This window comes from Edaphosphingomonas laterariae, assembly GCF_900188165.1.
Taxonomy (GTDB): Bacteria; Pseudomonadota; Alphaproteobacteria; order Sphingomonadales; family Sphingomonadaceae; genus Sphingomonas_E; species Sphingomonas_E laterariae.
In genome coordinates, this window is the sequence record NZ_FZOS01000053.1 from 1 (window position 1) to 13,755 (window position 13,755).

At 62.4% G+C, this 13,755-nt stretch carries 13 protein-coding genes; 6 read left to right on the forward strand and 7 right to left on the reverse strand.

The genetic code is table 11. The features are described from left to right. Positions 1–275: hypothetical protein (locus tag CHB74_RS22305; RefSeq protein ID WP_218821481.1), on the forward strand; the 275-nt coding region annotated here is incomplete at its 5' end. Between the two features lie 108 nt (positions 276–383). Here CHB74_RS22305 and CHB74_RS20565 read toward each other — a convergent pair. Together CHB74_RS20565 and CHB74_RS20570 are read right to left on the reverse strand one after the other, a co-directional pair. Continuing rightward, entirely contained in the window at positions 384–1,271 is an 888-nt protein-coding gene (locus CHB74_RS20565) for a FecR family protein (RefSeq protein ID WP_089221363.1), read from the reverse strand. Further along, the gene (locus CHB74_RS20570; protein WP_089221364.1) at positions 1,264–1,815 is read right to left on the reverse strand and encodes an RNA polymerase sigma factor; all 552 of its coding nucleotides are present in this window, start codon (positions 1,813–1,815) and stop codon (positions 1,264–1,266) included. The genes CHB74_RS20565 and CHB74_RS20570 overlap by 8 nt, the downstream gene beginning before the upstream one ends. A gap of 143 nt (positions 1,816–1,958) precedes the next feature. On the opposite strand from CHB74_RS20570, the gene CHB74_RS20575 reads away from it, so the two are divergent. The 3 genes from CHB74_RS20575 (at position 1,959) to CHB74_RS20585 (ending at position 7,562) form a co-directional block, all read left to right on the forward strand. After that, a complete protein-coding gene (locus tag CHB74_RS20575; protein ID WP_089221365.1) occupies positions 1,959–4,550 on the forward strand; it encodes a TonB-dependent receptor in 2,592 nt (863 codons plus the stop codon). 80 nt (positions 4,551–4,630) lie between these two features. After that, on the forward strand, positions 4,631–5,908 hold the full coding sequence (locus tag CHB74_RS20580) for a DUF1214 domain-containing protein (RefSeq protein ID WP_089221366.1): 1,278 nt from the start codon (positions 4,631–4,633) through the stop codon (positions 5,906–5,908). 7 nt (positions 5,909–5,915) lie between these two features. Then, positions 5,916–7,562: a DUF8021 domain-containing protein gene (locus CHB74_RS20585; RefSeq protein ID WP_089221367.1), complete on the forward strand. Its 1,647-nt coding sequence runs from the start codon at positions 5,916–5,918 to the stop codon at positions 7,560–7,562. A 10-nt stretch (positions 7,563–7,572) separates the two neighbouring features. Here the strand turns inward: CHB74_RS20585 and CHB74_RS20590 are convergent, their stop codons facing one another. The 4 genes from CHB74_RS20590 to CHB74_RS20605 all read right to left on the reverse strand — a co-directional run bounded on the left by CHB74_RS20590 (position 7,573) and on the right by CHB74_RS20605 (position 11,496). Then, complete coding sequence (locus CHB74_RS20590) at positions 7,573–7,944, reverse strand: hypothetical protein (RefSeq protein WP_179220952.1); 372 nt, start codon at positions 7,942–7,944, stop codon at positions 7,573–7,575. A 106-nt stretch (positions 7,945–8,050) separates the two neighbouring features. Next, entirely contained in the window at positions 8,051–8,773 is a 723-nt protein-coding gene (locus CHB74_RS20595; protein ID WP_245843119.1) for a class II aldolase/adducin family protein, read from the reverse strand. Positions 8,774–8,840: 67 nt separating this feature from the next. Then, on the reverse strand, positions 8,841–9,647 hold the full coding sequence (locus CHB74_RS20600; protein WP_089221368.1) for a hypothetical protein: 807 nt from the start codon (positions 9,645–9,647) through the stop codon (positions 8,841–8,843). Continuing rightward, positions 9,640–11,496: an acyclic terpene utilization AtuA family protein gene (locus tag CHB74_RS20605; protein ID WP_089221369.1), complete on the reverse strand. Its 1,857-nt coding sequence runs from the start codon at positions 11,494–11,496 to the stop codon at positions 9,640–9,642. The genes CHB74_RS20600 and CHB74_RS20605 overlap by 8 nt, the downstream gene beginning before the upstream one ends. Before the next feature lie 80 nt (positions 11,497–11,576). Here CHB74_RS20605 and CHB74_RS20610 point away from each other — a divergent pair, with 80 nt between their 5' ends. Continuing rightward, positions 11,577–12,275, forward strand: coding sequence for a Crp/Fnr family transcriptional regulator (locus tag CHB74_RS20610; RefSeq protein ID WP_089221370.1), 699 nt, complete (start codon positions 11,577–11,579; stop codon positions 12,273–12,275). Here CHB74_RS20610 and CHB74_RS21815 read toward each other — a convergent pair. Further along, on the reverse strand, positions 12,265–12,792 hold the full coding sequence (locus tag CHB74_RS21815; protein ID WP_144033884.1) for a cupin domain-containing protein: 528 nt from the start codon (positions 12,790–12,792) through the stop codon (positions 12,265–12,267). The genes CHB74_RS20610 and CHB74_RS21815 overlap by 11 nt on opposite strands. A 462-nt stretch (positions 12,793–13,254) precedes the next feature. Here CHB74_RS21815 and CHB74_RS20615 point away from each other — a divergent pair, with 462 nt between their 5' ends. Further along, complete coding sequence (locus CHB74_RS20615) at positions 13,255–13,605, forward strand: transposase (RefSeq protein WP_089221371.1); 351 nt, start codon at positions 13,255–13,257, stop codon at positions 13,603–13,605. Positions 13,606–13,755 lie beyond the last annotated feature (150 nt).

The following is a 13,755-nucleotide window of genomic DNA, read 5'->3' on the forward strand; positions in this document are numbered from 1 at the left end:
CTTGGCAGAAAGGCTTCAAGGTGGACGACTTTTACGCCGCCCGCAGCAGGGCTATCCCGCCGCTACCGTGGTCGAATATTGCTCCGCCGTTCTCAGACGTCCGCTTTCCACCGAGTTCCGCTCCGGAGCTGACCGTCTCGAAGGTCCCAAAGTCGCCCCGCCGGCTAGATGACGGGACAGCAGCAAACGGCCCCCAGAGGGCTGGCAATGTCGGCTTACGGCGTCGGCAGACGTTCGATCTGGCGGACTGGTTGCTGACCGCGAAAATCACGTGAATCCTGCCTTATGGGAATCGCCTACGCCTCGGACGTCTTTCAAAATTTGATTGTGGAACACCCCGAGCGGAGCGGGTCGGCATCGTGAGCATGATTGAAAGCGGCATATCAGCCTGATTTCGCGATGATGATCGCTTCCGGCGTTCGTCGCACTACCTTGAGGTCAAAATAGGCGCAGAGCGCGGCGGTTACCGCATCCACGTCGCCCGCCCGGAAGATGCCGCTGACCCGACTTTGAGCGAGCGACGGTTCGCGCACCACGATCTTCGTGGTCGAATATCGGTTCACCTGGGCCAGTGCTTCGTCAAGCGTCAGATCGGCAAGATCGATGCGGCCGCGTTGCCATGAACTGACGCTCTCGCTGTCAACCATGCTTGGCGGCGTCAACCGCCCGTCCGGCCTGAGGGTCACGCGCTGCCCTGGGCTGAGATATGCGCGCGCGCCGCCGCCAGCTGCCCCCTCGACGACGACGCGTCCCCCCAGCAGCGTGACCATCTTGCTGTTCGCGAAGGCCGTGACGTCGAAGGATGTGCCGATCGCGGTGACCGTGCCGCGGCCGAAGGTCACCTGGAACGGGCGCGCCGCATCATGCGTCACATCGAAATGCGCCTGGCCCTGCAGCAGTTCGAGGTCCCGCGCCTTGCCGGTATAGGCGATGCGGATCCGGCTATCGGTGTCGAGGATGACCTTCGTTCCGTCCGCAAGCGTCTCCGACCGGATTTCACCGATCCGCGTGGCATATTCGACAATGGTGGGCGTCGTCAGCCACCATCCGGCACCGGCAAACGCCGCAGCGCACGCCGTGGCGGTCGCGAGCCGTGCCGGCGAGAACGCGAACAGGTTTGACCAGAAGCGGCGGCGTCGCTGCTGGCGTAGCGCCTCTTCGCTGGCAAAAGCGCGCGCTTCGGAAACGACCGCGCTCGATCGCAATCCTTCCAGCGCCTCCCAAACGGAATCATGTTGCGGGTCGATCGCCAGCTTTCGTCCCCTATTCATCAATCACGTCGCCCGCCTGCCTGAGGCGAAGGCGGCAATGTTCAAGCGCCAGCCTGACATGCTTTTCGACCATCGATATGCTGATGCCGAGTTGCTCCGCGATCGCGGCATGGCTCATATTGTCGAAGCGATACAGCACAAGTGCAGCACGGCGCTTGGGCGGCAATTCGCCCAGCGCACGTTCAAGCACCTCGATATTCTGTCGGCCGATAATCAGGCGTTCGGCCGATGGCGCCGGGCAGGCGATATCCTCCGGCGGCGCCTCGTTCGCGGCGGACAGGCCCCGGCTGATCGAAGCGCGCCCACGGTCGCGGATGAGGTTGATCGCCGTGACATGAAGGAAGGCGCCGGGGTTATGCACCTCGGTCCGCTCGGCCGCGACCGTCAGGCGCGCATAGGCATCCTGGACGATGTCGGCCGCATCGTCCTGATTAACCCCCCGACTGCGCACAATGCGGAGCAACCGGGCGTAATGGCCCGCTATGCCCTGCCTCAGCGTCGCTTGGTTGGCCGCTTTCAGATCCTCTTCCCCGTGCCTTTGCATCGATTGGAAGCGGCGCGACTAGCACGCGGCCCATGATTCGAAAAATATTTTGCTGTCGCATTACGGGTCGACCCCGAAATCCCGTCATCCCTTGAGAAAGCAAAAGGAGCGCCGGTCACAAGGCGCAATGGGAGGATGACTGAATGTTTCTGAAATACACCGCGCTGGCGGCGGGAACCGCGCTTGCGAGCCTCATCGTCGCACCGGCCAGCGCCCAATCCTATGCGCAGGCGCAGAGTTACGGCATGCCGTCGCAACCCCTCGGCAGCGCCTTGAAGCATCTCGCCAGCACCGCTGACATCCAGATCCTCTTTTCAAATGCCGATGTGGACGGCAAGCAGGCGCCGGCGCTGAGCGGTCGCTTCACGCCGGACGAGGCGTTGCGCCGCCTGCTGACGGGAAGTGGGCTGACCCATCAGAATGCCGGATCGAACGTCGTGGTGGTGCGTGGCGGCGTTCGCCCGATTGCCGCGCAGATGAATGCGTCGCCATCGCGCAGAATGGCGCCGGCCGAACCGGTGGCACCCCCGCCGGCGGTGGACGAGCCCGCCGCGACCGGCCTTGAGGATATCGTCGTCACCGCGCAGAAGCGTGCTGAAAACCTGCAGGAAACGCCGCTGGCAATCAGCGCGGTGACCGAGCACACGATCGAAGCCCGGTCCATTTCCAGCGTCGCCAATCTTGGATCGATCGCGCCCAGCCTGGTGGTCAGCGCGGCGGCGGGAGCCCCGAACAATGCCGGACTGTTCATCCGTGGCCTCGGTTCCGCCGATCCCCTGCTGACCGCGGACAGCCCGGTCGGCATGTATGTCGACGGGATCATCATCGCGCGTTCGGCCGGTTCGGCATTCGAGATTGCCGATCTGGAACGGGTGGAGGTTCTGCGGGGGCCGCAAGGCACGCTTTACGGCCGCAACACCATCGGTGGCGCGGTCAACCTGATCACCCGCAAGCCGGGCGAGAGGTTCAGCGTCCGCCAGAAATTCAGCGTCGGCAATTATGACTTCCTGCAATCGCGGACGGTGATCGACACCGGCGAACTGGGTGACAGCGGCCTGCGCGCGTCGTTCACCTATCTGCACAAGCAGCGCGACGGCATAGTCGACAATCTCAAGACACCGGACGATCGCGATCCCGGCGCCTATCGCGCCGATGGCGCGCGCGCGGCCGTGGTGTTCGATCAAGGGGGCGGTTTCCGGGCGAACTACGCCTATGACTATAACCGCAGCAAAGCGTTTTCGAACGCGTTCCAGCTAATCGCGGCGCGGCAGGATTTGTATGCCTTCTTCGCGGCTTCGCCTGCCGCTGGCGGCGGGACTTTCACCGTATCGCCCAACCGGCTCGATCAGATCAGCATCGATTCCGATGGCAAGGTGATCGACAAGGTGCAGGGCCACACGCTGACACTGGAAATCGACATCAACGACGATACCACGCTGAAATCGCTGACCGGCTATCGCAAATGGACGCAGGACGTGGCCGATAGCAGCTTCGGCGGCAACGCCGATCTGCTGGGCCGTCGCGTCGGCCAGGGCGCCACTTTGTTTCCTGTCAGCCTCTACCATGCCGCCGGGTACCGGCATCAGCGCCAATGGTCGCAGGAACTGAACCTGATCGGCAAGATCGGCTATGCCATCGAATATGTCCTTGGGGCCTATTATTTCAACGAGAAGGGACATGAGGACAGCCCCCAGGTGGTGGATTTCATCACCGCTGGCGGCGCTTTCCGCACGATGCCGCAACTGAACTACAGCGCGGAATCGACGACCAAGGCGCTTTTCATGCAGAGCACATGGCATGTCAGCGATCGGCTCGGCCTGACGGGCGGCATGCGCTATACCTGGGACGATAAGGAGATCGACCAAACGCAGCCGATCACCCGCGCGCCGGCGATCGACTTCAGCAAATTCAACTGGGCCGTGACCGCCGACTATCAGTTTGATGATGGCATCATGGGCTATGCGCGTATCGCCACCGGCTACAAGGCCGGCGGCTTCAGCGCGCGGGCATTCGACAGCGGCTTTGGCCCGGAATCTTTGACCTCCTACGAGATCGGCCTGAAGGCGGATCTTTTCGATCGGCGCCTTCGCTTCAACACGACGGCTTATTATGCCGATCACAAGGACCTTCAGGTCAATTCCTTCCAGGCCGGCGTCGGTGGCGCATCGGCGATCATCACCAATGCCGGCAAGGCCCGTTACAAGGGCATCGAAATCGAGGCCAATGCAGTGCCCTATGAAGGGCTCAGCACCTACGCCACATTCGGCTACGTCGACCGCAAGTTCAAGAAGTTCGAAATATTCAACACATCACCGAATTCGCTTGGTTATCCGGTGGGCCAGATCGTCGACATCGCCGACATCGCCAAATTCACATATTCCGCCCCGACAACGTTGAACGCCGGTGCGCAATATGAATTCGCGGCGGGCGATGTGGGCAACATCGCGTTCCGACTGGATTATAATTATCGCGGCAAGGTCTACTTCCACCCCAATCCGCTCACCGCGCCGTTCGCCGATCAGGTCGCAGCCCCTGCGCGCGGCCTGCTCGATGCCCGCATCACCTTGTCGGAGCTCGAGATCGGGACAGGCACGGCGTCGATCGCGTTCTGGGGCAAGAACATCACCGACAAGAAATACAAGGCTGTAGGCATCGACTTCGGCTCGCTGGGTTTCGGCGGCAATGTCTATGGTGATCCCGCGACATGGGGCCTCGATCTGAGCCTCAAATTCTAGGCTGACCCGCCGGCTGAGGCGTGGTCGACGCCTCAGCCGGCGGACTGTTTGTCCTTCTACGCCTGACAAGGGGTATCGGCATGAAACATATTTCCCATGGCATGATGGCTGCCATGCTGATCGCGGTCGCTCCGGCGATGGCGCATTCGCCCGCCGCCCAGACTTCCGAGGACAGCCGGCAGCTCGATGCCGCCTGGGACGAATTCCAGCAGGCTGCATCCGATTCCGCGGCCTTCGTGCGTCAGCATCCCTTCTTCAAGGACGCGGAAAATCGCGCATCGGCATATGCCTATCTGTCGAGCATGCTGCTGGCACGCATCGAGGAAGACATCGTGTTTGACGGTGACTTTCCCTATTTTCGCGTCCTTGATCATCGCATCCGTGAAGGCGGCGACAATCCCGATCAGCGCTACCTGATGGCCTCGCTCAATGGCGGCGAAACCTATCGGGTGTGGGGCAAGCTGGGCAAGAACCGGCGGCTCGATTTCCAGATCTATGCGGGCGACCCCTTTGTCGCCGGCAGCGGTGGGCGGTCGGCGTCCGCTATCAGCTTCGAACAGCTTAAGGTCGAACCCGACGGCACGTTCGAGCTCTGGCTTTCGCCGGACAAGCGACCCGGCAACTGGATGGACAATCCGAAAGATGCCAACCAGCTCTGGGTCCGTCAGATCTTCAGCGATTGGTCAAACGAAACGCCGGGCGATGTCCACATCGATCGGGTGGGGCATGAGGGCGACCTGAAGCCCGTCCTGAGCGATGCGGCGATGGCCCGGCGGTTGCGGAAGGCGGCCGCCGATCTGCGAACCCATGTGCGGGTCTGGCCGACGATGGTCGGCGCCCGCTATCTCAACCGGCCACCAAACACGATCAGCCAGCCGACCGATCCGTCGGCGCTTGGCGGCGTGCCCGGACGTTTCATGGTCGCCGGAAATTTCGATCTTGCGCCCGATGAAGCGCTGATCGTGCGGACATGGCCCGCCAGCGGCAATTATCAGGGCATCCAGCTTGCGGATCTTTGGTTCTCATCGCTTGAATATGGCAATCGCCAAACCAGCCTGACCGGCGATCAGGCCATCAAGAGCAAGGATGGATCCTATTATTTCGTGATTGCGGGGCGCGATCCTGGCGTTGCGAACTGGCTCGACACGACCGGCCGGCGACGTGGCGCCATCCTGTTGCGCTTCGACGGGATGAAGGAAACGACGTTCGATCCCGCCCGCTATCCGACAGCCACCAAGGTGAAGCTGGCCGATCTGCGTCAGCATCTTCCGGCGGATATTCCGGCCGTTGGCCCCGAACAGCGCAGTGCGGAAATCGCGGCTCGCCGTCGCCACGTCCAGCTTCGCTTCGGCAATTGAGGCTGGGATGGCGACCATGACCGGACGATATGCATATGTGCTACTCGGCGCCCTGGCCCCGCTGGCGGCGGCAACGGCGAGCGCAGGCGATGATCACCGCATCTGCGCCGACGACGGCCGCGCCTGCCTTGAAAGCACCGCGCGGCTCTACCTCGACGCTTTGATGAGCGCTGACGATAGCAAGGTTCCGCTGGCGGCCGACGTGCGCAGGACGCACGCCCTTGGCAATGGCGCTCCCGTCAATCAGGGGCGCACGATCGTCGGAGAAGCGGCGATGCGAGCGAGCATCCGCGCCGAAAAGCTGACGTCGCGAGGACCGGTGCGGCTGTTCACCGACGAAGAACGACGCGAAGTGATCGCGCTCTGGGAAAGCGCGACGGCAACACCGGCGCAACGGACGATCACCGTGATGGATCGGATCAGGATCGACAACGGCCTGATCCGCGAGGTGGAAGTGATATCGGCGGTGCGCGAAGGCGCAACCGATGCGATGGCGGCACCGCCAACGGATCCTGCTGCCCCGTTGATCGCGGCGTTGGCCGAGGTGAGCACAAAACTGCATTCAACGCCCTATGCCTCCAGTTCGGACGTCGCGCGCCGGAACACCGAAACCTATCTTGCGGGGCTGCTGACGCAGGCCTGGGGCTTTGCCGAGCAATTGAACATGATCGGCACGCCCTATTTCAGCCGCGGCGCCACGGTGGAAGGCCTGCCCGGGCTCTACAATCCCGACAATCTCTATCGTTCCGCCCTGCTGGAACCGGGTGGCGCCTATCGGATATATGGGCGCCGGGGGAGCCACGCTGATCTCAGCTTCCAGATCATCGATCAGTATCCGATCGTGGGTCTTGGCAAGAATCTGATGGTGGTCCGCCCTGATGACCTTTGGGGCGAGCCGGGCGAGGATTTCGAATTCTATCTCGGCGGCGCTCCGCGCGCTGGCGCCCGCTGGTTCGCGATGCCCGATAACGCTGTAGCGGTGCTCAGCCGGCAGTCGTTCGGCGATTGGCACGAGACACCGACAAGCCTGTTCATCGAGCGGCTCGATATGCCTGCGCCGCATGGCGATCGACGCCCCTTCGCGCAGGCAGCAAACGCGCTGCGCAAAGCCACTGCGCTCTGGGTCGACGGCTATGTGCCGGAAATCGAGCGCCACACCCCGGTGAACAGCCTGCCCGCGCCGCGCCCATCGGCTACGGACGCCGGTGGCCTGGGCGGCCAGATGAGCGTGATGGCACGTTACCGGATCCAGAAGGGCGAAGCCTTGCTGATCAGCGTCCGCAAGGCCGATGCCGCCTATCAGGGCATCCAGTTGGGCGATCCCTGGTTCGTCACGCCCAATACCGTCGAACATCAGGTCAGCCTTACAGCCCGGCAGGCGCATGTCGATGACGACGGAGTCATCCGCTTCGTCATTTCGCTCGACGATCCCGGCGTGCCGAACTGGCTGGATCCTGCAGGCAATCCCGAGGGCTATATCTTCATGCGGTGGCAGAATATTCGTACACCGCTGACAGACAGGGACGCGCCCGCCGCACGGCTCATCCGGCTCGCTTCATTGCGGCAGGCCTTGCCCGCCAGCACGCCCGTGGTCAGCACCATCGAGCGCCGCAAGCAGGTCGCCGAGCGCAAATGGGCGCCACAGGTTCGATAGGCACAGCGTGTCAATCCATGACCTGAATGGCGGGCCGCGAAAGTTCATCGATGACAAGATCGTCCAGCAGAACATGCGAGCATTGGCTACGCGTTTTCGCGATTAAACATGACGGCTTGGCGAAGGTGGCATCGTCGATGAACCCTGGAAGCATGGTCTTGCCTTTCAGATCGACGACGCGTGTCTCCGATCCGCGATAAGCAAGCACCGCCTGCGCTGCCCCGACCGCCAGAATGCGCCCCTGCCGGATTGCCACCGCCCGAGCGACATCGTCCGGCGCCTCCATCGTCCGGATCACGCCATTGGTGTAGATCGCATCTGCGACGACCTGTGCGGGCGCCGGCGCTGCCGATGCCAGCAGCAATGCCGCGATGGCGCCCATAGCCAGCAATCCCGGGCGATTTCCGGCCGCACTTTTCGTCGTGGGCATATCGCTTTTCCTTTGCTCAGAGCACGCACGCAGGAACCGCCTGGCGGCCGTGATCCGATCAGTCGAGCACCGACGAATCCAAACGGATTTCCCGTCGGGCCATCGCTTCCCACAGGAACGGAAAGCCCATCTGGTCGGACATCTGGACGACACGAAGGGCTTCGGGATTGGCGATCGGCTGCCCCTGCCCGAACACCTCGACATGCCATGCCAGCCGACAGCGATGCTCCAGCGTGATCGCGCGCAGATGCGCCTGGCGGATATTTTCGGCGACGATGAACACGCCGTGATTCTGCAACAGCGCCCATTTGCCCTGGCCAAGCGCATCGGCGGCGGCCTGCGCCTCTTCGGCGCCATCGACCGTGCCGGCATATTCATCGTACAATACCGGATCCTCGTCCACCTGACCGGACGTCTGATCATAGACCGGCGGCACCCGCCCGAATGCCGACCAGACCGAACCCCAGCGCGAATGGTTGTGGATCACGACGCGCAGATTGTGCCGACGCTGGTGCACGGCCAGATGAAGGCCAATGGCAGGCGTCACGTTCCAATCGCCTTCAATCACCCGCCCGCTGCCATCCACGCGGATGATGTCGGATGCGGTCAATTCATCCCAGGCAAGTTCCCAGGGATTGACGAGAAAGGTGCCATCCGGCTCGGCCAGCGTGATGTGCCCGGCAATATGATCGTCATAACCTTCGCGATGGAGCGCGCGGCATAGCAGCGCCACCTCCTGACGCGGTGTCAGATCCGGTATCAGCGGATATCGGCCCGGCATGGGGGCGAGTTCCGCGAGCGTAGGGATGCGCCGCCGTGACATTTCCATTTCCATCTCTCCCAAATGCCTAGCACCACTGCGCCGACGCTTCGGCCGTATCGGCAAGCTGAACGCCCTTGATGCCCAGCGCTTCCCGCGCGGCCTCGGGGCACAGCCCAAGCACATCCTCGTAGCGCAACATGTAAAGCGGCGCGGACTCCCGGCCGACCTTCGCGCCGCGCTCGACGGCGTTCTGGGTGATTAGCCAGGTTTGCGGATAATGCAGTACGGCGCGCGTGATGATGCGCGTCGATCCGAGGATCGAGAAAGCCGAAAGCTCGCCCGCCAGTTCGGGGCTCATGTGAACGAACAAATTGGTCAGCCGCATATAATAGGGCACCAGTTCGCCGATGAAATCGAACCCGCCACCACCAAGGATATGTTCCAGATCGTGCGTCTGCCCGGCGCGAAGCTGGAAATACTCATAATCGTTGCGGGGCGTGAATGGCGGGACGATATCGACCTGAAGGTCATTGTCGGTGAGCTGCGCATAGAAGATACCGCCCACCGTCTCCGGCCCGTAAGCCTTCAAATCATCAAGGCCGAAGGTCGAGACAAAGCCCTCCTTGAACCACGCATCCAGGGCGGGATTCTTCTGTCGCTCGGCAGCAAAGAGCGCGTTGATATGGTCGATGTCCTGCACCTCGCGCAGGATCTGGACGAGTTGGATCGAATCCGATGGCGTCGGAATATCCGGCCCGTTCCGGCGCAGCAGATGCGTGGCCACCCAATCGCGCACCCGCGCATCGTTGAGATAACGGGACGAACTGACCAGCACGCTGCTGTCGCTCGAAACCTTCTCGATCCCTTTCATCAGGTACGAATAATCAGCCATTTCCATTTCCTTTTTCGGATGAAGCGGCGCCACCCAGCTCGGCCGCCAGCGCGGCGGGAACAGGGATCGGAAAGCGCAGCAGCATTTGCGCCATGCCCTTGGCGGCCGGATCGAGCCGCGTGCTGGCGTTGATCCCGCCGGCAAGCGCGTCGCGGATGACGAAGTTGAGCGCGTGGAAGCCCGGCACGTCATAGTGATCGACGCGCGGTGGCTGCCCATCCGGCCATTCCCCATCGGGCCCGAGATGGCGATACCATTCGGCGACGCCCTGTGGCGTGAGCGCGGCGCGCAGATAGGGCAGATATTCCGGCTGGCGGGCGATGACGGCGACGTTGAACAAATGCCCTTTGTCGCCGCTGCGCGCCCAGGCCAGCCGCACCAGATCGACCGCGACGGTGCCCGGCTCGGCCGGAGCCATCGGCGCCACATCAACCGCCGGCGTGCCTGTCGCAATGGGTTCGCCCGCCGCCACCGCCACATCCTGCGTAACGCCCGCAAAGGTCATCCGCGATGCCACCGTCTGCTTATCCACAAGGAACAGGAAGGTTCCCGTCATCGGCAGCACATGGGTAGCAAGGTTGATCGAGGTGCCGACCGACATCCCCGAAATGCCCGCCCATTGTTCGCGCGCGAAGATTTGCGCGCCCTGCTGATCGGGATGGTCCACCACCAGCTTGCAGATCAGCTCGCGCGTCTGCCCCTGTTGTCCGTGTGCGCCAAAACTGGCTTCGCCACCGATCATCACCATATCGGTCAGTGAAAAGTCCGGCAGGTTGCGCGCACGCAGCAACGCCCTTCCCCGCGCGAACAGCGCCTCGGCCTGACGCGCTGCCTTTTCAGCTGCATCCTCGCCGATGATCGGCTGATAGGCGATGCTGCGCCAGCCGCCGTCGAACGTGACGCAAACCTTGTAGCTGTCGGTCGGCGCCCGCCCGCGCGCGCCGGTCACCCGAACCCGGTCTTTGCCGATCTGCTCCAGCTTTACCTCGCTGAAGTCGCAACGCACGTCGGCGACGATATAATCGGCAGGGTCGCTGACTTCGTAAAGCAGCTGCTCGGCAACCGTGCCGACCGACACCAGCCCGCCCGTGCCTTCCGGCTTCGTGATCACCACGCTGCCATCCGCGCGGCATTCACCGATCGGAAAACCGATATTCGCCCAGTCGGGCACATCGCGCCAGTCGGTGAACGTGCCACCGGTCACCTGTGCGCCGCACTCTAGCAGATGGCCGGCCAGAGTGCCTGCCGCCAGTAGGTCGAGATCGTCGTGCCCCCAACCGAATTCATGCACCAGCGGCCCCAGCACCACCGCGCTGTCGACCACCCGTCCGGTGACCACAATATCCGCGCCCTTGGCCAGCGCCGCCGCGATCGGGAATGCACCGAGATAGGCATTGGCGCTGATGATGTTTTCGGGGAAAGGCGCGTCCGTAAACATGTCGCGGTGGCCAGCCGCGCGCAGTTCGTCCACCCAGGGGCGCAGGTCGTCACCATCGACATAGGCCACCGTCAGCGACAAGCCGGCTTCGCCGATCATCCGCTCGAGCGCCGCCGCAAGCCCGGCCGGATTGACACCGCCGGCATTGGCGACAACCTTCACGCCCTGCGCGGCAATCTCGTGAAGATAGGGGCCGACATGGACGGTCAGGAAATCGGTCCCATAGCCTGCGGTCGGATCGGCCGCCTGCATCCGGCCGAAAATGCCCATCGACCCTTCTGCGAGATAGTCGAAGATCAGATAATCGAGCCGTCCGCCGGCGAGCAATTGGGGAACCGATAGCGCGGTGTCGGAAAAGGACGCCGTGGCCCCGCCAATTCGTATCACCCTGCCTGCGCCAGCATCCGCCATTTTCCATCCCTCCTTATTTGTATGGAACATGGCTAACGGTTCTGCTGGCCACAGACTGTCACTGAAGTTACAATAATAGAATGAAAAGCGATGAGCGAAAATTGGCGCTTCGCGTGTTGCGCAAGGCGGGATGGCTGAAGGATTATCCAGCCGAGCTCGCCGAGAGCCTGATAGCAGAGGGAAACCTCGTGCGGCTCAACGTCGGGGAATGGGCGCAGGCGGAAGGCGATGACCGAAGCGGCCTGTTCGTGGTGATCGAGGGCGTGCTGCATTCCTATTGCGCGGCACCGGGCGACCGGGAAGTGATGATCGGACTTGCCAAGGCAGGATCAGTGCTCGGCCATGCCACCCGGTTTAGTGGCGGCCCGCGCCTCGTCACGGCCGTCTGCGTGGAACCAAGCATCCTACTGGAAATATCGGAGGCTGCCCTCGACCGGGTTGCCGAATGCCGGCCTGAAATCTGGCGCGCTATTGCCGGTTTCGCTTATGCGAATATGCGCAGCGCCGTCCGCATGGCGGCGGAAGTGATTTCGCTGCGCCCACGCGAACGCATCGCCGCTCGCCTGCTGGCAGCGGCCGACGGCCATCGCGAAACAATTATGGGGCCAACCCCAATTATCCGGCTCAGCCAGGAACTGCTGGGCGAAATGACCGGCCTCACCCGCAAGACTGTGAATGTCCATTTGTCCGCGTTCGAGCGCAATGGGCTGATCGAGGTCGGCTATGGCCGGATCAAGCTATGCGATCTGGAGCGCCTGCGAGCTGTCGCTAACGACTAGATACAGAGATGGAGCAATATGACCGCTGTGAGGGGGGAAGCTCGTTTTCCCATTGCGGCATATGCCGGGTGTAGGATTGGGCAACCTTCTCCCAATGGGCCTCGTCATTACCCTTGAAATGGATGTTAAACTGCGCCGCATTGCGGAATTCCAGCAGTTCGCATCCCTCATTGCCGACTTCAAGGACATAGGCTTGCTCGGCGGGGACATAAATCCCGTCCCCCGGCCCGAGGCGCGCTGAGCCAAAGCGGGCTTCGCCTGCCAGAATATAATAAATGCCATCGGCATTGTGGCTGTGGCGCGACGATATGAAACCGGTTTTGAACCAGGCATGGCTCAGGCTCACGCCCTCTTCGTCGCCCGATTGGAAGAGGATCGTCGTGTGCGAGGCATCGGCTGCCCTGGGGCCTGAAGCCATGATCCGCCCCAGACCGGCCATGGTTGCAGGATCGACACCCGCAAAGGGCATTGTTTCATGGTCAAGAGGTATACCTTCGCCTGTACGAAACAGGGTCATACGCTTCCGGGCGGACACCGGGGCACGGAGAGGCGTCTCGTTGTTCACAACTTGCGCTCCTCAATCGAAGTGGCGAGCCGCCAATCAAGACGGAAGGCCTCGAGGTCGAGACCCGACCCAACGGGGCCGGCCACCCCCATACATATTTTGGCGCAAGAGGAGTAAACCTCACTCATCCCGGCTTCCCCTCCGATAGGCCTGTAGAACGGAAATAGCGCAATTCATCGACTGACAATGCAACCGAAGTTATATTTTCTAATGAAAAGACCAGCAATTCGCAGTGCCAGATAGGCCCGCCTGAGGTGCACTCTCGTTCTGTCACCAATTCCGAGCTGTCGGGCTGTGTGCTGGAAGGGGTCAGGTTTTTGGCAGGGTGTGAAGTTCAAGTGGAGTGGGCCCCTGGAGCCGGACAGATAGGTGAAGTTGGATTGACCGGGTGGCCGGGCTTTTGGAGAAAAGCCCATGCCGAGACACCGATCGCACAGCGTCGAGTTCAAGCGCCAGGTCGCCGAGGAGTATCTCGGCGGCGAGACACTTCACGGGCTGGCCAAGCGGCACGACCTTTCACGTAATCTGATCCGCATCTGGATCGACAAGTACGAGGCCGGCGCGCTGGACGATGACGCCCGGGCAGCGGATCTGGTTCAGGAATATGAAGCGCGCATCGCCGCGCTTGAGCGGCTGGTCGGCCGTCAGGCGCTCGAGCTGGAATTTCTAAAGGGGGCTCTGAAAAACGCACCCCGGCTGAGAAGCGCGACTACATCCGTGATCACCGGCCCCACGGCCTGTCCGTCGCTGAAGGATGCCGGCTGATGGGTATCGCGCGATCGACCTTTTACGATGCGCCTACCGAGCGCACTGGCGATGCCGAGGTGCTGAGCGCGATCACCGCGATCTGCGACGAGTTCGAAGCCTATGGCTGGCGCCGCGTACAAGCGGCGCTTCGGCATCAAGGCGTGATGG